Source organism: Acinetobacter sp. YWS30-1 (assembly GCF_033558715.1).
GTDB lineage: Bacteria > Pseudomonadota > Gammaproteobacteria > Pseudomonadales > Moraxellaceae > Acinetobacter.
In genome coordinates this window covers 1,243,732-1,262,508 of sequence record NZ_CP114606.1, presented here as the reverse complement: position 1 = coordinate 1,262,508, position 18,777 = coordinate 1,243,732, and the positions used below count along the sequence as shown (strand labels likewise).

Below are 18,777 nucleotides of genomic sequence, written 5' to 3'. Positions count from 1 at the left end.
AATGCGGTTCTTTTTTTAACGATTTTTACGCTTCGTTTGGATTACTTAATTCCGTCATCGGCCAACGCGGTGTAGTTGTAACAGACAAATCATCATGCTGACCCGCTTTAAGACGCTGATAACCTGCAAACGCAATCATTGCACCATTATCTGTACACAGCGCAGGTTCTGCATAAAACACATTTGCACGGATTTTTGCCAAGTCAGCTTCTAAGCGCTCACGTAAACGCTTGTTTGCACTTACACCACCGGCAATAACTAAACGTTTTAAACCCGTTTGTTTTAAGGCCTTCACTGATTTTTTCACCAATGTATCAACCAACGCTTCTTGGAATGATGCAGCGATATCCGCCTCACGACCTTCGCCTTCAACTTTTTTCAATTGAACTGAAACGGCAGTTTTTAAACCACTAAATGAAAAATCTAAACCTTGGTGTAGCATTGGACGTGGAAATTCAAAGGCATTGATGTCGCCATTGATCGCCAATTTCGAAATATTTGGACCACCTGGGTATGGTAGACCCATCATTTTAGCGACTTTATCGAATGCCTCACCTGCTGCATCATCAATCGACTCACCCAATAATTCATATTGACCAATTCCATAAGCAGCCATCAATTGAGTATGTCCGCCAGAGACTAAAAGTGCCACAAATGGAAATTCTGGTGGAGTTTTAGAAAGTAATGGTGCCAGCATATGACCTTCCATATGGTGCACACCAATTGCCGGTTTATTTAAGGCAAAGGCCAAAGTCCGACCAAACAGTGCGCCAGTCATTAACGCGCCCATCAGGCCCGGACCACGGGTATAGGCCACCGCATCAATTTCTGATTTTTTGATGCCACTTTGTTCAAGCAGTTCATTCAGTAAGGGAATGAGTTTACGCACATGGTCGCGCGAAGCCAGTTCTGGTACGACGCCGCCATATTCAGCATGCAGTTTAATCTGGCTGTACAGCACCTGTCCGCGCAAACCCAACTCGCTGTCATACAGCGCAAGTCCTGTTTCATCACACGACGTTTCCAAGCCTAAAACGATCATTAAACTGCCTATAACCTGTATCAAATCTATTGCAGCAACTATTATAGACTTGTGATATGAGATGTAAATGAGTAAAATACTGACCTTCACTTGTGATCGAGGGCAATTCGGCCCTGATCTTATCCATAACTTAATGAGGATTCTTCATGCCACAAGTTAAATTGAAAGAAGGCGAACCAGTAGACGTAGCTATCCGTCGTTTCAAACGCTCATGCGAAAAAGCGGGTGTTCTTGCTGACGTTCGTAAACGTGAATTCTACGAAAAACCAACTCAAGAACGTAAACGTAAAAAAGCTGCTGCTGTTAAACGCTACCAAAAGAAATTGGCGCGTGAATCAGTACGTACTACTCGCCTTTACTAAGATTAATTTGTGATTGACTGCTTGGAATAAATAATGACTACTTTAAAAAACCAGATTACTGACGTATTGAAAGCCACCATGCGTGCCAAAGATATGTCAAAGTTGACGGTCATTCGTAGTCTGCAAGCAGCAATTAAGCAAATCGAAGTCGATGAGCGTAAAGAACTTGACGATGCTCAAGTTCTTGCGGTCATTGAAAAGCAAATTAAACAACGTAAAGAATCGATCAAAGCCTTTGAAGGCGCTGGTCGAGATGATTTAGCTAGTAAGGAACAAGCCGAAGTTGAGGTTCTCTCTCAATTTCTACCAGAAGCTATGACTGAGGAAGAACTTGATTCCCTGATTGCGCAAACAATTGAAGCGCAACAAGCTACTAGCATGAAAGATATGGGTAAGGTGATGAATTCTCTGCGTCCGCTCATAGCCGGGCGCGCCGATCCTGCACAAGTTTCATCAAAAATTAAAGCAAAACTTGCTTAATTTCCCATTCTATTTCAAATCTAAATCTGCGTTGAACTGCCTCCATTCCGGACAGTTCTCAGCATTTTCTTATTTATTCTTACTGCAAATTACAATCCACATTATAACGTTTCAGCAACTGCATCTCTTTTGAAGATTTTACCTGCAGTATGACATCCTGTTTGCCTACATTTTGATACTGACGATCCAGATAAGCCCGGTTCTGGTCTGCCGCCTTATACAAACGATCCACATAACGCTGCACAATCGCACAAAACTGCTGATTCTGTGATGCGCTAAAACCTTGCTGCTGCGGATTTAAACCTTTTAAAAACTGACGTGATTCTTTTTGATAATCAGCATTAATCTGCTCAACGGACTGCACGTATTCTGCCGCACTAGCCGCCAATACATTTCCGCTACACCCCAATATCAATAAACCCAATAATATTTTTTTCATAAAATAATTAAAATAGACAACTTAGCTTTGTCCGGATTGTAGCGTGATTTAGTGAACTTCGGCTATATCTACTGAAGCTAAAAATCATTAGAAAAATAGACTTAAATTTTAAACTGTCGCGTTTGCTGCATCTGTTTTAAACGCTGGCCAATCGTTGCCGATAAAGACTGATTGCCTTTGCTGATGCGTTGAGCATGTATTAAGGACTTAATCGCAGTTTCTTCATAGCCTGACCAGTACTCCACTTCAGCCCGATAACGCAAGACATTCGCGGTTTTTATCGATGAATCAGGTGCTGCATTCGCTGCCAGTTGCATTAATCTCCAGCCACTAACATCACGGGTATTGCTATTTAAAAAGCGCTGCACAATCGTTCTGGCCTGATCAGGCTGTTTAGCACGAATCAGGGTTTCAGCATATTTATAATTTAAAGCACGGTTTTCCGGCATGATCCGTGCGGCTGAACTAATGCTTTTTAGCGCATTATCCAGCTGATTTTGTCCCAGATAAATATCAGTTTGAAATAACACCTGCAAAGGATGCATGTTATTGTGCTTTTTGGCTTGATCCAGTGCGACTTGTGCCGCCTGAAAGTCTCCCTGCTGAAGCTGATAAGCCGTTAAAGCCAGCTGGCCAGGAAAATCATTACGTTGCACCATTAAGTTGAGCTGTTGTTCAGTGGTCTGACGTGATAGCACCCGCGTATACCATTTAATGATTTCAAAATCCTGATCATTTAAATTACGCTTAACCGCAGGCAACTGATTGGCGCGCAAACGCGCTTCACTCATACGCTCAGTAGTTAAAGGATGCGTCAGCCAGAAATCTGGCATAAAGCTTAAACGGCTAGTGGAACGATGCATCACTTCAAAGAAATCCGCCATACTGTGCGGACTATAGCCGGCAGCATACATATATTGCATCCCGATCCGGTCCGCCTCACGTTCCTGATTACGGCTATAAGTCAATTGCTGATCCAGTAGTGCTGCTTGAGAACCCATCATCACTGCTGCACCTGCATCACCATCTGCCTGTGAAGCGACTAATGCCCCCACCAGAATCCCTGCTAAGGCTAATAACCCTTGTCCTTTAAAGGTTTCTTGCGAACGACTGTAATGACGTTGTGTAACATGTGCAATTTCATGTGCCATCACCCCTGCCACTTCGTCTGTATTCCGGGCTGAATTAATCAGGCCAGCATTTAAAGCAAATAATCCGCCGGGTACTGCAAAAGCATTAATTTGCGGATCATTGATTACCATTAACCCAATCGGCTGCTGTAATTTGGTCTGACTGAGAATGTGGGAAAATATGGAAAGTAACTGATCTTCAAGCCATGGATTCTGAATCACAGGCATTTGTTTCTGGACTTGACGATAGACCTTTTCGCCGATCATTTGTTCTTTTTGCTGATCGATCAATCCGACGCCCGCACCAATATCCGGTACAGAAAATTGTGCAGCAGGCTGATTAAAATAATTATTATCACTATGTCCTGCCGTTGCACACAGACCTAACCCGCACGCCAATACCAAACGTTTCAATGAAAAATCTCTAAAATTCAGTTTCAACCTGTTTCGAATATAGCATCGAAAAATGAGCATAGATGCAGGGAAATGTTATTTAATATTACTTAGATGAACCAATCACTTGAGGATTCACCACATAGCGTGGCACCCGCCCTTCAAGTACATCAACCAGATTCTGATAAGCCAGCTCAGCCATTTTTCGACGTGTCGCCACTGTGGCCGAACCGACATGGGGCAAGGTAATGACATTATCCAGTTCAAATAATTCTGATTCTTTTAAAGGCTCTTTCTCATAAACATCCAGACCCGCAGCAAAGATTTGGTTGGCTTTTAAAGCTTCGATCAAAGCCTGCTCATCAATCACAGGCCCACGGGAGATATTCACCAACACCGCATGTGGCTGCATTTGTGCCAGTTGTTCTACTCCAATCAAAGCTTTTGATTCAGCATTTAAATCCACGGTAACCACCACGAAATCTGAGCGCTGCAAAAGCTCCTTCAGAGAACAATACTGTGCACTGAGCCCTTGAGCCAATTCCGGTTTTTCATGGCGATTATGGTAAAGGATATTCATATTGAAACCGTAAAACCCACGGCGTGCAACTGCTGCCCCAATATGCCCTAGCCCGATTATCCCTAGCGTTTTTCCGAAAATATCCATACCAAACTGTGCTTCACGTGTCGTGCGGTGCCATTGTCCCTGTTTGGTCCAGTGATCCAGATAAGCCACTTTGCGTGCAGCTGCCATTAACAGTGTGAATCCCAGATCTGCCGTGGTTTCAGTCAAGACATGTGGAGTATTGGTCAGATAGATATTTTTTTCATTCAGATAATCAACTTCATAGTTGTCATACCCTACACTGACACTAGAAATGATTTTAAGTCGGGTTGCTGGTGCCAGATTATCGCGATTGAGCAGTCGGCCTGCCCCAATCATGCCATCGGCATCGCGCACATGTTCCAGCAACTGTTCATGTACATTGCCCAGTTTCGGCTGTAAAGTTACTACATTAAAATTTTGTTCGAGTTTTTTCTGGACATCCTGATCGATCTGGCTAAATACAATCACTTTTTGTTTCATATGTCCCTATTCCACATCAATATTATTCTGAGTTCTCTGGCCTGTTTTGCATAAACTGCCATAAGCGTTTTTTAAGTATGGGCTGATCCAGCATTTCCTGTAAAGATGCCAGTTGAATCATTTTATTATGTGTCACATGCGGAATAGAGCCAAGGGAAATGATATTTTTTTCCAGGCTCATCATGTCCAGAAAACCCTGAATATAAGATTCAACACCCCGGCCATCTTGTAGATTCATCCATGGAAATGGCCAGTTCAGTTCATAAAATTCACTTTGCAGAGCACGCTGGATATTGCTCCATAAATGCTGGGTTTGCTCGGTCATTTCTGTGGCATCGATGACAATCGTGCAATGTTCCAAGCTTAAAGCCTGCAAGTTGAATGGCTGAATATGCAGAATTTCCCGCTGTTCCTGAATTGATGCAACAATTACTGGTACTTCACTTTTAACTTCAGCTTTTGCTTCAACTGTAACAGGCTCAGGCGCAATTAAAGGAGCTTTTTCTACCGGAGCAATCTGAGTCGGTTGTGGCAGGATGATTTCGCTATGTAATTCTGCTGGGGCCTGATCACGCCAGATCGAAACCTGATGCTGCTGACATACGTCGCCCTTGGGAATCCAGATATCGATTCCTAATGTTGCCAGTATGTCACGCTGATGCCCAATCATCTTTTCTTCATCACCTATTTCAGGTTGAACATTTTAACGGGATTCGCTTTTCTTTGCCGAACTATTTCCAGCTTTTCACTCTCTATCTTGAGTCATTTTAACTCAAAATAGAAATCAGTTTATAAGATTACTTTTTTCTACTGCAAGTTTGTTTATAGATCAGTTCTGGAAAGACTGGACTTAAATACATCTTATTAATTTAAAAATACTAGATAATCATCAAGCTGTTTTTCTTAAGCATTTGCTGGGTAATTTCATTGGATTCAAAGCCCAAGCGCCAGTATAAAAGCTCCATCACATCCAGCTCATCCTGAGTCATGATCCGGTCGCTCCAGAGGCAAACTTCTGCAATTCCTAACATGCTCAGACGATCACGCAATAACAATCCTGCAATATCATTTAAAATCTCAGCCAAATCAATCGGCTCATCTGAGATTTCACTATACAGATCAAGTTCTCGCGGGCTAAGAATACGATTTAAAATCTTTTCCCGAACCTCCAGCTGATTATCGCTATTAATCTGCTGCACATGCAGCAAGGCATCAATCAGACGTACAATCTGTGGTTTGACCTCATCTAAAGACGTTGGCGTATGCATCGGCAGCAAATTCAGTTCATACTTCACCCGCTCTAGCAATAAGGCATCCAGCAAACCGATTTCACCATCTTCCTGAATAATCCTTGCCAGCTTCATTAAAAACTGCCGTGCCACCGTGGTTGGCATTCCACCAATATTTTTACAGGCTTGCTGGAAAATCGAGATATGTACCCGTCCATCCAGATTTAATAATGAATCAATAATCGCACGACTGACTTCTGCCTCGGTTGGAATAAATTCACGATATTGCCGGATCATCAGAATCGCGACCATCACCTCACGTGAACCGGTCGAAGTTTGCAAAGCACGCTCAATCAGTTCCGGACGCGGCATATTGGCACGTAGTTCAGGATTCAATGGCTTGATGGCATCTTTAATGGCGAAGCTAATTGGGGACAAACGCAATAAAGGTAAAGGCTGTGGGGATTCCCAGACTGCTGTGCTTTCAGGTACAACATCTTCGAGTGAGCGAAACAGACTAAACAAAGGCTGATTTTTTAATTTCTTCAGATTTTCAAGCTGCAGATCTTGAATCAAGGCAGGATTTAATTCATAAATACGCTGATTAATATTTGGATGAATATTCAGCCAGTTCTGTGGACTTAAAGAATTGGCAAAACACATATGCGAAATGGATTCGGCATATTCACTATAAATCTGTGAACCTGAATGATGCACATGAATGCGCAATAAAGTCTGAATATTGGCATCATTCTGAATCAGGCGTCGGGTTTTCTGATCATTTTTATAGGTACGTCCGCCCAATGAAATATATTTAATAAAACGCGTGATCAAAATACCCAAGCTGCCAATCAACCAGATGACTGCTCCGATTGAAACATAGAAAGTTTCAAACTTATTTTCGCGAGGTACATCATTTCGATAAAACCCCAACTTCGCAATCTTGCTGCCCCATTGGCTAAAAGTGGTCAGACTACTATATAGAATTTTCAGGCGGGTATTTTCAGCTGTTTCACCAGATAGAATCTTGTTAAATTCATGGCTAAGCAAGCCATAAAGTTCAATTTCATCTAGAGTCTGTAATGCACCCCAAGTCAGAATAATAGCGGTATCACGTGGACTGAAACCCGCTGTTAACGCATTGACCCCGACTTCATTCGGCAGGACATACATAGCTGGCGGTTCAATCAGGAACGTATCTGCCAGTTGAGTATTGATCCGTAGTGCAGCACTTTCTTCCGGGATACTTTCCATCTGGTTCAGTCGACGCGCGCCCATTTGCTGGGCTAAAGAATAGCCGCCGGCACGAAACGTATAAAATTCATAGATGACCGAAATAATCATCAAGAACAAAACCAGTGCTACCAGATAAGGACTAAGGACATGCCACCATATCGACTGGCCAGGATCAGCATAGAAAACAAACAGGCCAACCACTGTATTGATAATCAGAACTGTTAATAGTATCGCAATCAGACAAAAGCTGGCTAGCAATAGCATATTCTTGTTTTTGACCAAAGCATATCCTACGCTTTTCAATCTACCACCCTAACTGATCTGGTCTTTCCTTGGGCACATCATAAAACAAAAAAGCGGGAAATTCCCGCTTTTTCATCATGATTTTAATTGCTTAGACTTCGCGTACACCGGTCAGGTCAACTGATGCTGCATCAATATTCACATCAATAAAATTGTCGCCTTTTTTGGCGCCATCACTGCGTTTTTGCTCTAATTGATCGAGGTATTCAGCATTGATTCCACCTGCGACATACACACCATCAAATACAGAACAGTCAAATTCACGCAAATGAGGAACTTTTTTGGTACGTACTGCATCTTTCAGGTCTTCCAGATCTTGGAAAATCAGACGGTCAGCACCAATGATTTCACGGATTTCTTCTACACTGCGTTCAGAAGCGATCAGTTCAGATTTCGCCGGCATATCAATACCGTATACGTTTGGATATTTCACCATAGGTGCCGCAGAAGCGAAGAATACTTTTTTCGCACCCGCATCACGTGCCATCTGAATAATTTCATTACAAGTCGTACCACGCACAATCGAGTCATCGACCAGTAGAACGTTTTTGCCCTGGAACTCGAGCTCAACCGGGTTCAGTTTTTGACGTACTGATTTTTTACGCAGTTGCTGACCTGGCATAATGAAGGTACGACCGATATAACGGTTTTTCATGAAACCTTCACGGAATTTCACGCCTAGCATATTAGCCAGTTCAAGTGCAGAAGTACGTGAAGTATCCGGAATTGGAATCACCACATCGATGTCATGCTCATCGCCCCACTCACGCAGGATTTTTTGTGCCAGTTTCTCACCCATTTTCAGGCGGGCTTTATAGACAGAGATCCCATCAATGGTTGCATCTGGACGGGCAAAGTACACATATTCAAAAATACATGGACGATATTCTGGATTCGCTGCACATTGCTGGGTAAAGAAGTTACCGTCAGAATCAATGAAAACTGCTTCACCTGGTTCGATATCACGTTCAACCTTAAAGCCTAGTGCCGTAATCGCTACAGATTCAGAAGCAATGATATATTCCATACCATTTTCTGTTTCGCGCGAACCGTAAATTAATGGACGGATACCGTTTGGATCACGGAAGCCTACCAGACCTTGACCGGTAATCATCGCAACAACGGCATAACCACCTTTACAACGCTCATGTACACGCGTTACAGCCTGGAAAATATCTTCAGATGTTGGTACCAGCTTGCCACGTTTTTGTAATTCGTGCGCCAGTACGTTTAATAGCACTTCTGAATCTGAATCAGTATTCATGTGACGCAGGTCAGTTTTGAACAGGTCATCATGAATTTCTTCAGCATTGGTCAGGTTACCGTTATGCGCCAGTGTAATCCCATAAGGTGAGTTTACGTAGAATGGTTGCGCTTCGGCACTGCTTGAAGTACCCGCCGTTGGGTAACGCACATGACCAATACCATAATTACCCTGTAGAGCACGCATATGACGGGTATGGAATACATCACGGACCATACCGACATCTTTACGCAGGAACAGGCGGCCTTCCTGACAAGTCACAATCCCAGCTGCATCTTGTCCACGATGTTGTAACATCGTTAATGCATCAAACAACATTTGGTTAACAGGTGATTTACCAGCTATACCAACTACTCCACACATAGCAACCTCGCAGACAAGCTAGGATTAATAAAAAGGATTATTCGTTGACGCATCTGAACTCTTGGCCTTGGATGCCGGTTCAGATGAGGAATCTGAAGGTTTCTGTGCCCCTTCAGACTTGATATGTTGCAGGGCGCCATTTGCGGCTTCTTTGGAGAGCTCTGTTGCCCAAGGCGCATATGGCAATAAGACCTGTATAAATTTGGACTGCTTCCAGTGCGGCGAACTTTCCACCCAAGGGCCAATCCCCTGCATGGTAATCAGGACAATCAGCAAACCTTTCAGGCTGCCGAAAACACCCCCCGCAAGACGATTCAGCGGACCAAGTTTCAAGGTTTTTAAAATGCGGTTGAGCAGAAAGGTGACAATCCAGGTGAGTACCACAATCATCAGAACGATAAAGGCAAAGGCTGCAATCTTCTGTACCACTGGATCTGTACTGAGAGCAACCATTGAGGGCGCAAGTAGTGTTGAATATTTCGCCGCAATAATCAAGGCAAAAATCCATCCCACTAAGTTCGCAAAGGCTTTAATAAATCCTTGGCGCAAACCGTTGAGCCCTCCAATGAGCAAGATAATCAGTAGAAAGATATCAATGGCATTCATAGGATTTAAAGCGCGGCTACACAGTCTTTAACCAGTTCCGGCCCAGTATATATGAGGCCACTATAGACTTGTACAAGGCTTGCACCAGCTTTTTTCTTGGCCAGCGCATCCGCACCTGAAAGAATACCACCCACACCAATCAATGGAATTTGTCCCTTTAATTCCTCTGCAAATGCAGCCAGACATGCCGTGCTTTTCTCAAAGACTGGCGCGCCTGATAAACCGCCCGCTTCTTCTGCATGCTCCAGACCTTCCACACCTTCACGTGACAATGTGGTATTGGTCACGATCAGACCATCAATCTTGTATTGCAATAACTGCTTGGCAATAAAGGCAATATCTTCAGCTTCAAGATCCGGTGCAACTTTTAATACCAGAGGAACGTAATGCTGATGTTCCTGAGCCAGTTCCAGCTGACGATTCTTTAGCGTTTCCAGCAATTCAGTCAGTGCATCGCCACTTTGTAAACTGCGCAGGTTCTTGGTATTTGGAGAAGAAATATTAACGGTGATATAGGAAGCATAATTATAGACTTTTTCTAAACAAATAAGGTAATCATCTACTGCTTTTTCTACCGGAGTATCAGCGTTTTTACCGATATTGATTCCCAGTACACCTTTAAATTTTGCAGCTTTAACGTTTTCAATCAGTTTGTCCACACCATCATTATTAAAACCCATACGGTTAATAATCGCTTTGGCTTTCGGAAGACGGAATAAACGTGGATGAGGATTACCAGGTTGCGGGCGTGGAGTAATGGTACCAATTTCAATAAAACCAAAGCCTTGACTGGCCAAGGCATCAATATAGGCACCATTTTTATCTAACCCTGCTGCAAGACCGACCGGATTAGGAAATTCGATTCCCATACAGGTCACAGGTTTCACAGCAACATTTTGACGCATCATGCCCATTTTATGGGATGATTTTAATAGTGATAGTGTCAGCTCATGTGCACGCTCTGGTGCTAAAGAAAACAACAAAGGGCGGGCTAGAGAATACAACATATCTAGAAAAGTCTACTGCTTTTTAAGTCGGCATATTATAGGCATAGGCTGACAAAAAAACCATGCTTTGCAAATCTTTATTTTTACCAGTTATTGCACAGTCGCTGTTAATTTAATCTGCCCTACTTCATTATTTAGTTCCATTTTCTCGATACTTAGCCCCATTTGTGCTAGCTGCGTCAGGAAGTTGGCCAGCACAGAATAATTTTCGTGAGACAGCATCAACTGAATTTTTCCATCCATTTGCTGCGATGCAACCGACAGACCTTGTTGCTGGGCAATACGCTGCACTTTTTCTGCTGCATCTAATTGCAAGTCTCCTGCCGGCTTCATAGTAACAGCATTACTTTGCATCCAGACCAGCGTATCTTTTAGATCATTTAAACGTTTTTGTTGGGTATCTGCTGCCTGATGCATTGCCCAGAGTGCACTCGCAACAGCGGCAACCAGTACAAAAATTGTGGTAAAGATTACCAGAATGCGTTCACGTGCTGACAAACGATCCAGATAATCGGTCAATTTTTCAATTTGCAGATCCATGCGGTTCTGTAAGGTTTCAATGGCTTTCATTATTGTATTTTCACCAGTCCTACGGCGCCTGTTCCATTCGCCTGTATATTCCCCAATTCTACTTTAAAGCCCTGCTGCCCCAGTTGTTTGGTCAAAGTATTTAAACCTTCAGATGAAGTGGACTGTAACTGTAAACTCAATCCAGACGGATCATAATTGACGCGCTGTGCCACAATCTGGTTTTGCATCAACACCGGCCCGACTCGGCTAATGAGCTGCAAAGCCTGAGTATCCGCAGTCTGACTTTGACGAAGCTGGGCTTCAAACTGACTTTTAATATTCTGCTCAGTGACCGGATAATTTTGTCCGAACCAGTATTTAAACTGGTCAATCGCCTGCATCGCAGTGGTATTGGCGACTTTTTTATATTGATACCAGCGCACCGCATCATAAGTAAACTGTAGTACTAAAATCCCAAGAAAAACCGCCGCACAGGCTTTCCAGTAACCAGAAACAGTATGATCCGATTTACCCTTTGGCAGGATATTAAATGGATGCTGTTTCGGTTTTTTTAGCATTGGCAACGTATATTGGAACGAGTTTAATTGTTCACGTGTTGCTACCGCTTCAAAACTGCTCATTTGTTCAGGGCTGAGATTGCTGACCTGATATTCCAGATCTTTAGACTGAAAATCCAGATAAAGGCTCAGATCATCCACTGACTGGCCGATATATTCAGCTTCACGTACCAGCAAATGCCCACCAATTTGTGCAATAACGCGCTGCTGCGCATGTTCAGGCACTGGCAAAACCAGAAAGTCTGGCAGTAACGCAGCGAGTTTAACAGGAATCAAATTCAGAGCATGCTGCAAAGTTTCAACTGTAGAATTTGCAATCCCCAGAATACTGATCTGGTCAGGCTGCTGAAAATGATGCAGCACTTTCATGGTATCGACAGGCAGTACTACATATTCTTCTAACAGATATTTAATGCCATCATTGCCCATTTTTTTATATTGGCTTTTTGGCAAAGTCTGCTGCAAAATTTGCACATGACGACTTGGAAAAAAGACCGTCGCCTCTACACCATGATAAGCCTGAATATCCTGAATCAGCTGCTCAAGTGTTGCAGCAGTGTTCCAGAACTCCCCCTTTGACCATTGCCAAACCCCATTGGCTTCCGGCATCCATAAATACAACATCGATTGTGTTCTACCGTTTTAATTGGTTTTTATACTGTTGGAATAAAGCTTTTAACTTGTGTTGATAAGCCTGGTGCAATCACGGCCTGATCATAAATACGTGCTTCTGATAAATGAAATGGATGAAAAGACTCAGTCACGAGAATGGAGGCAATATGCGCCACAACATTCATATGACAAACCACCGCAATGGACTCATACGGCAACTGCGATAACCATTCAACTGCAACTTTAGCATCATCATCAGGCTTGATAGTATTACAGATCACAACGGGTACATCTTTAAAATAGTGCTGTAAATGCGCCAGAGTTTCCTGTGCACGCAATAAAGGACTGACCACAAATACTTCCGGTTTGATGATGTCCTTTAAATACTGCGCTGTCTGTTCCGCCTGTTGATGCCCGCGCTCCGTTAGGGGACGTTTGGTATCATTCCCATTCACCGGTGGCGCGGCTTCGCCATGTCGCACTAAAGTCAGTTGCATCTTATTTCCCTATTTATTTGGTCGCCACGATCATCAGTCAGCATCATAATCATCGCACTTCCTGTGTTATAGATCAGACTTGATGATGTGGCAAGACAAATTCGACATCACTGCGATGACCATTTTTCATTAAGGATAAAGCGATCGTCAGCGGCGGCGCTCCTTCAAAGATCACTTCATACAAAGCAGTTGTAATCGGCATATACACATCCAGCTCCTCTGAACGTGCTTTTACCTGCACAATAGTGTTAATCCCTTCTGCCGTCTGCCCTAGTTCAGTCGTCGCCTGCTCTAAGGTTTTACCCTTACCTAATGCATAACCAACCTGATAGTTACGACTCAGCGGACTGTTACAAGTGGCAAATAGATCACCTACACCAGAAAGCCCCAAGAAAGTTAGCGGATTTGCACCCAGCTTGACTGCAAATCGGCTCATTTCAGCTAGCGCACGGGTCAGAATCATACTTTTGGTATTTTCACCGACATTATAGGCAGCCGCCATTCCCATCGCGACCGCATAAATATTTTTCAATGCGCCACCCAGTTCTACGCCATGCACATCATCACTGGCAAAGACACGGAATAATGCACTATGGAGTGCCTGTTGCACTGCATAACGTACCAGTTCAGATTCACTGGCAATCACCGTACCTGCCGGCTGACCTGCGACAATTTCCTTGGCCAGGTTTGGACCAGACAACACACCATAAGGCACTTCCGGTAATTCTTCACGAATGATGTCACTCATAAAGCTGAAGGTATTGGCCTCAATCCCTTTTGTCAGGGAAATCACCGCTTGAGATGTGATAAAAGGCTTGATCTGCTGTAATACATCACGGAAAGAATGACTTGGAATCGCAACTAGAATAATATCGCGATCACGAACAGCCTTCTCCAGATCGGACACAGCAAGCAGATTTTCTTCCAGCTTAAAATCCGGAAGATAGCGCTTATTGATATGTGTTGCATTAATATCTTCAGCTACTTCCGGGTCACGAATCCAGATCATGGTATCGCAGCCATTTCGAACCGCGGTATTGGCCATTGCAGTACCAAAACTACCACCGCCTAAAACTGTAATTCTTAAAGCCGTATTCTGGTTGACCGCAACCGGTTCAATCAAATTGGTAAAATTTAATTCTGACATCTTGTTTTCTAATATCCTGTGTCTTGAAATGCCTTAGTTTTGATTCCAATAACTTACATAATTCTGGGTCTGGATTTCAGCACGTGGTGCAATCGCTTTTGCCGCCGTACCGATATAGATAATGCCAGAAACCAGATCATCCTTACCAATGCCGAGCGACTGCTTGAAAAATTTTGATTCTACTACTGCGCCACTACGCCACATAGTTGAAAAACCTTGAGCCTGCAAAGACAGCAAGAAGTTTTGAATAGCGGCACCTGAACTCAAAATCTGCTCAAAATGTGGCACTTTCGGATGATCCTGCAAACGGGTTAATGCCAGTACCAGCAAAGGTGCACGAAAAGGATGATTCTTGACCCGTTCAATCTGAGCTGATTCAGTTTGACCCAGATCTATCAGTGCTTGCGATAACAGTTCACCAAATGCTTCACGTTGCGCATCCGGGATGATCACAAAAGTGGTAGGTTTTAACCGGTGATGATCCGGTGCTGTCAAAGCAGCTTTAAATGCCATTTCTAACTGTTCTGCATTCGGCGCAGGTGCCAGCAAATGTCCTATTGATTGACGTTGGTGAATATTTTGATGAACGATGTCGACCACAGATTCCGTCATTGCTTTATAGATCTATAACTTAAAAACTACGGTCAAGATTAGCATATTCCACTAGTAATACTCTAGAAACTTGCAAATACCTCTACCTTGAAAATATTTAAGAAAGATTACAATATTTTCTATGGAATCAATAAAAGGTCTCTTTCATTCACTTTTCTCTCATAGAGCAACATCAAAAATTGCCAAACTTATACAACAGCTCCTAATTCTGTGCTTTTTACTGTGTTTCAATATTCCCAGTTCTGTTTTCAAGCGAGATTTTATGATGAAAAAAACAATTGCGATCAGCGGATTAGCAGCTTCAGCTCTACTTTTAACTGCCTGTGCATCTAACCCGACTTCAGTGGCGGTTCAAAAGGAAAATAATCAGTTTGAAGTAACAGGATTAGGTAAAAACCAGTTAACCTCTAAAAATAATGCAGTGAATGCCGCCAGCAAAACCTGTGGCTCCAAAGCAACTGCGATTATTCTGGATGAAAAAACTTCTTATGATGGTGCACTAAAAGGTGTAGTCGATGAACAGACCGGACAAATGATTCAGGCTGCTGCGACTGTATTAGGCAATATTGCCGGCACCAACACCGGATTGAACCAGAATGATGATTATCAGACTGTTTTAACGTTCCGCTGTGAAGCAAAATAAGCTTCAACATGTGCAGTAATAAAAAACCGCTCTTGAAGAGCGGTTTTTTTGCAGTTTAGATTAGCAATAGCCTTCTAAACGGGTCAGCGGTAATTTCTGTCCAATCGCTTTTTCAATCTCTGGCAAATAGAACGCATCATCTTCCGCCAGGAAACTGATACTTACACCACGCGTTCCCGCACGACCAGTACGACCAATACGGTGTACGTAATCATCGGACTGTTCAGGTAAAGTGAAGTTAATCACATGAGATACGCCATCCACATGAATACCACGACCGGCAACGTCTGTCGCAATCATGATGTTATGTTTACCATTTTTGAACTGGTCTAACATTTTTAAGCGTTTGTCTTGGGCAATTTCACCTGACAGCATTACCACCTTATAACCATCACGTTTTAAATGATCATATAGCTTACGTACCTGATCACGACGGTTAGCGAAAATCATGACCTTTTCAATCGGCTCATCACGCAGAATGTCTTGCAGCAACTTATATTTGTCTGCTTTCGCCACCATATACACACGCTGTTCTACGTCGGCATTGGTTTTTTTCTCTGGCTCAATTTCGACAGTGACCGGTTCAAATAACCATTGCTGTGCCAGATTCAAGACATCATAGCTAAAAGTTGCAGAGAACATCAGCGTCTGACGCTGCTCTTTGCGTGGCGAGAAACGCACAATACGTTTTACTGATGGAATAAAACCCATATCCAGTAGACGGTCAGCTTCATCAATCACCAGGAATTCAATCTGGTCTAGCCAGACTTCTTTTTGCTCGACAAAATCAATCAGACGCCCTGGAGTAGCAACCATGATATCCACTGGCGCTTTATCCAATTGAGCTTTCTGCTTGTCAAAATCTACACCACCTAGAAGTGTTACGACACTCAGGTCAGTAAACTTGGTCAGCTCATGTGCATCGCTTTCAATCTGTAATGCCAGCTCACGAGTGGGTGCCAAAATCAGAGCACGCGGTTCACCACGATAACGCTGTTCTTTTACCGGATTATTCAGCAAGTCATTAATCACGCTAATCAGGAATGCGGCTGTTTTACCCGTACCCGTTTGTGCACGACCAATAGCATCATGTCCTGCCAAGGTGAATTTTAAAACCTTCTGCTGAATCGGCGTCATGGAAGTAAAGCCTAAAGCATCAATTGCCTTTTTCAGTTGGGGATGTAAATTTAAGGTTTCAAAACCAGATGACATAAAGCGCTGCTCTAATTTGATAATCACTAAGATGGAATAGTATAAACAAAAAACGCCCCAATTTATATTGGGGCGTTTATTAGCTTAATCCGAAGATTAGTCTAATGGTTGAACTTCTTCAGCTTGGAAGCCTTTTTGGCCTTTAACTACACTGAATTCAACACGTTGGCCGTCACGAAGTGAACGGTGGCCTTCACCTTGGATTGCACGGAAATGAACGAATACGTCATCACCGCCGTTGCGTTGAATAAAGCCGAAGCCTTTAGTGTCGTTGAACCATTTAACTACGCCTTGTTCACGAGCAGCTGTCATAAGTTAATCCTCATTGATACTAAAAAAAGGACCACCCGGTGTTGCAAACAGCAGAGCAAACAAGTTTGAAAATATTATTTTTAAGCTTGTAATCATTCTGTAAAACTATTAACAAAATCCCGGTTACATCCATTGTGTATAGGGCGAAAAACAATCAATTTGTTTATCTAAAATCCTAAATACGCAACGAGCTTAACATGGGTTTATGACAATTAATAGATATTTTTTAGCTTTGTTCCTTTTGATTTAGTTATTTTTTTTCACAATATATATCAGAAAAATTATATATATTATTTCATGTAACTTTTTAGCCAAATAGTTGGGTTTTGGCATCCTATTTGCTAATATTTATAGCCTTTTTTGCGATATGAATAAAACGGAAATGAGTGATAACCACGGTCAAGCGCATATTATTGATGCCATGGGTAAACCCTGTCCGATGCCGCTCCTGATGTTAAAGCGTGCATTAAAAGCAGATCAGGGCAAAACATTCTTGCTAAAGTCATCAGATCCACATAGTCAAACTGATGTTACACGGTATTGCCATATGCATCAGTTAAAATGCGAATCTCAACAGATTTCTGCAACCGAGTATCACTACCTGATTGAATCTTAAAAATTTTCAATTAAACTGGATGCTCTCCATACTCGTATAAAAATTTACATTTCTCTACCCAAATATCCATTATTTGAGGAGAGTTTGGATTAAGATAAAACCTAGTTAAGGGTTAAATCCCCCGCACTTCAAGGAGAACACATGAGTGACAGCCGCAATCAATTGATGCCCCTGTCATTATCGGCGCCAGGTGTCAATCTTGGTGCTTATATTAGCACTGTCAATCAAATTCCTATTTTAACGGCCGAACAAGAAAAAGAGTTGGCTGAACGCTATTACTACGACCAAGACCTAGACGCAGCAAAAATGCTGGTCATGTCTCATTTGCGTTTCGTGGTACATATTGCACGTAGTTATGCAGGTTATGGCCTGCCTCAAGGTGACCTGATTCAGGAAGGCAACCTTGGCCTGATGAAAGCCGTTAAGCGTTTTGACCCGAGTATGGGCGTACGTCTGGTGTCATTTGCCGTGCACTGGATCAAAGCTGAAATTCATGAATATGTAATTCGTAACTGGCGTATTGTCAAAATTGCGACCACTAAAGCGCAACGTAAACTGTTCTTCAATTTACGTAGCTTGAAAAAGTCTTCTAAAAAGTTAACGCTTGAAGAAGCTCAGTCGATTGCCAATGACCTGAATGTAACACCAGAACAGGTACTGGAAATGGAAGGCCGATTGACGGCTTATGATGCAGCATTTGAAGCATCAGGTGATGATGATGACGAAAATTCAACTCACGTTGCTCCAGCACTATATCTGGAAGATAATCGTTATGATCCGGCACGTCTGATTGAAAATGAAGACTATGAGGAACAAAGTACCTCTGCCCTGCATGAAGCGATGGAACAGCTAGATGACCGTTCTCGCAATATCTTGCAGCGTCGCTGGCTGGATGATGAAAAATCAACCTTGCATGAACTGGCAGCTGAATATAACGTTTCCGCCGAACGTATCCGTCAGCTTGAAAAGAATGCAATGGAAAAAATCAAAGTGGCAATGTCTTCAAACTGATGTATTGAATTAATAAACTACTAATCTTAAGAAAAAGCCTTCATATATGAAGGCTTTTTTGTCTTTTAATGCCGTGTTTCAGCCTT

At 42.7% G+C, this 18,777-nt stretch carries 21 protein-coding genes; 5 read left to right on the top strand and 16 right to left on the bottom strand.

The genetic code is table 11. The features are described 5' to 3' along the window. Positions 1-25 precede the first annotated feature (25 nt). Positions 26-1,042 carry a tRNA (adenosine(37)-N6)-threonylcarbamoyltransferase complex transferase subunit TsaD gene (gene tsaD / locus O4M77_RS05845; RefSeq protein ID WP_323714008.1) on the bottom strand — a complete coding sequence of 339 codons (1,017 nt, stop codon included), beginning with the start codon at positions 1,040-1,042 and terminating at the stop codon, positions 26-28. Between the two features lie 146 nt (positions 1,043-1,188). Between tsaD and rpsU the strand changes: the two genes are divergently transcribed. Beyond that, positions 1,189-1,404 (top strand): 30S ribosomal protein S21, encoded by a 216-nt coding sequence (gene rpsU / locus O4M77_RS05840; protein WP_001136722.1) that lies wholly within the window; start codon positions 1,189-1,191, stop codon positions 1,402-1,404. A 33-nt stretch (positions 1,405-1,437) separates the two neighbouring features. Continuing rightward, positions 1,438-1,884, top strand: a complete 447-nt coding sequence (locus O4M77_RS05835; protein ID WP_180053543.1) for a GatB/YqeY domain-containing protein — start codon at positions 1,438-1,440, stop codon at positions 1,882-1,884. 79 nt (positions 1,885-1,963) lie between these two features. Here O4M77_RS05835 and O4M77_RS05830 read toward each other — a convergent pair whose 3' ends face one another. The 13 genes from O4M77_RS05830 to O4M77_RS05770 all read right to left on the bottom strand — a co-directional run bounded on the left by O4M77_RS05830 (position 1,964) and on the right by O4M77_RS05770 (position 14,897). Continuing rightward, complete coding sequence (locus tag O4M77_RS05830; RefSeq protein WP_323714007.1) at positions 1,964-2,323, bottom strand: hypothetical protein; 360 nt, start codon at positions 2,321-2,323, stop codon at positions 1,964-1,966. Positions 2,324-2,424: 101 nt separating this feature from the next. Then, a complete protein-coding gene (locus O4M77_RS05825) occupies positions 2,425-3,867 on the bottom strand; it encodes a M48 family metalloprotease (RefSeq protein WP_323714006.1) in 1,443 nt (480 codons plus the stop codon). A gap of 85 nt (positions 3,868-3,952) precedes the next feature. Beyond that, entirely contained in the window at positions 3,953-4,933 is a 981-nt protein-coding gene (locus O4M77_RS05820) for a D-glycerate dehydrogenase (RefSeq protein WP_323714005.1), read from the bottom strand. Positions 4,934-4,955: 22 nt separating this feature from the next. Next, complete coding sequence (locus O4M77_RS05815) at positions 4,956-5,603, bottom strand: hypothetical protein (RefSeq protein WP_323714004.1); 648 nt, start codon at positions 5,601-5,603, stop codon at positions 4,956-4,958. Positions 5,604-5,811: 208 nt separating this feature from the next. Next, on the bottom strand, positions 5,812-7,701 hold the full coding sequence (locus tag O4M77_RS05810) for a M48 family metalloprotease (protein ID WP_171431267.1): 1,890 nt from the start codon (positions 7,699-7,701) through the stop codon (positions 5,812-5,814). Between the two features lie 91 nt (positions 7,702-7,792). After that, the gene (purF, locus tag O4M77_RS05805; protein WP_004782444.1) at positions 7,793-9,328 is read right to left on the bottom strand and encodes an amidophosphoribosyltransferase; all 1,536 of its coding nucleotides are present in this window, start codon (positions 9,326-9,328) and stop codon (positions 7,793-7,795) included. A 24-nt stretch (positions 9,329-9,352) separates the two neighbouring features. Beyond that, the gene (locus tag O4M77_RS05800; RefSeq protein WP_005235088.1) at positions 9,353-9,934 is read right to left on the bottom strand and encodes a CvpA family protein; all 582 of its coding nucleotides are present in this window, start codon (positions 9,932-9,934) and stop codon (positions 9,353-9,355) included. Positions 9,935-9,939: 5 nt separating this feature from the next. After that, on the bottom strand, positions 9,940-10,941 hold the full coding sequence (locus O4M77_RS05795; protein ID WP_005235085.1) for a quinone-dependent dihydroorotate dehydrogenase: 1,002 nt from the start codon (positions 10,939-10,941) through the stop codon (positions 9,940-9,942). Between the two features lie 90 nt (positions 10,942-11,031). Continuing rightward, the gene (gene gspM, locus O4M77_RS05790) at positions 11,032-11,511 is read right to left on the bottom strand and encodes a type II secretion system protein GspM (RefSeq protein ID WP_323714003.1); all 480 of its coding nucleotides are present in this window, start codon (positions 11,509-11,511) and stop codon (positions 11,032-11,034) included. Then, the gene (gene gspL / locus O4M77_RS05785; RefSeq protein ID WP_323714002.1) at positions 11,511-12,653 is read right to left on the bottom strand and encodes a type II secretion system protein GspL; all 1,143 of its coding nucleotides are present in this window, start codon (positions 12,651-12,653) and stop codon (positions 11,511-11,513) included. Before gspL ends, gspM begins: the two co-directional genes overlap by 1 nt. A 29-nt stretch (positions 12,654-12,682) precedes the next feature. Then, positions 12,683-13,138 (bottom strand): phosphohistidine phosphatase SixA, encoded by a 456-nt coding sequence (gene sixA, locus O4M77_RS05780; protein ID WP_200230420.1) that lies wholly within the window; start codon positions 13,136-13,138, stop codon positions 12,683-12,685. 73 nt (positions 13,139-13,211) lie between these two features. Beyond that, complete coding sequence (locus tag O4M77_RS05775) at positions 13,212-14,285, bottom strand: NAD(P)H-dependent glycerol-3-phosphate dehydrogenase (RefSeq protein ID WP_005235078.1); 1,074 nt, start codon at positions 14,283-14,285, stop codon at positions 13,212-13,214. A 33-nt stretch (positions 14,286-14,318) separates the two neighbouring features. Further along, a complete protein-coding gene (locus O4M77_RS05770) occupies positions 14,319-14,897 on the bottom strand; it encodes a nitroreductase family protein (protein WP_034169994.1) in 579 nt (192 codons plus the stop codon). Positions 14,898-15,162: 265 nt separating this feature from the next. Here O4M77_RS05770 and O4M77_RS05765 point away from each other — a divergent pair, with 265 nt between their 5' ends. Beyond that, positions 15,163-15,540 carry a hypothetical protein gene (locus O4M77_RS05765; RefSeq protein WP_034170065.1) on the top strand — a complete coding sequence of 126 codons (378 nt, stop codon included), beginning with the start codon at positions 15,163-15,165 and terminating at the stop codon, positions 15,538-15,540. Positions 15,541-15,600: 60 nt separating this feature from the next. Here the strand turns inward: O4M77_RS05765 and rhlB are convergent, their stop codons facing one another. Beyond that, entirely contained in the window at positions 15,601-16,752 is a 1,152-nt protein-coding gene (gene rhlB, locus O4M77_RS05760) for an ATP-dependent RNA helicase RhlB (RefSeq protein WP_004782458.1), read from the bottom strand. Positions 16,753-16,848: 96 nt separating this feature from the next. Then, positions 16,849-17,064: a cold-shock protein gene (locus tag O4M77_RS05755; protein WP_004782461.1), complete on the bottom strand. Its 216-nt coding sequence runs from the start codon at positions 17,062-17,064 to the stop codon at positions 16,849-16,851. A 382-nt stretch (positions 17,065-17,446) separates the two neighbouring features. On the opposite strand from O4M77_RS05755, the gene O4M77_RS05750 reads away from it, so the two are divergent. Then, a complete protein-coding gene (locus O4M77_RS05750) occupies positions 17,447-17,680 on the top strand; it encodes a sulfurtransferase TusA family protein (protein ID WP_323714001.1) in 234 nt (77 codons plus the stop codon). Positions 17,681-17,821: 141 nt separating this feature from the next. After that, entirely contained in the window at positions 17,822-18,691 is an 870-nt protein-coding gene (gene rpoH / locus O4M77_RS05745) for an RNA polymerase sigma factor RpoH (protein WP_004782464.1), read from the top strand. Positions 18,692-18,777: the final 86 nt, after the last annotated feature.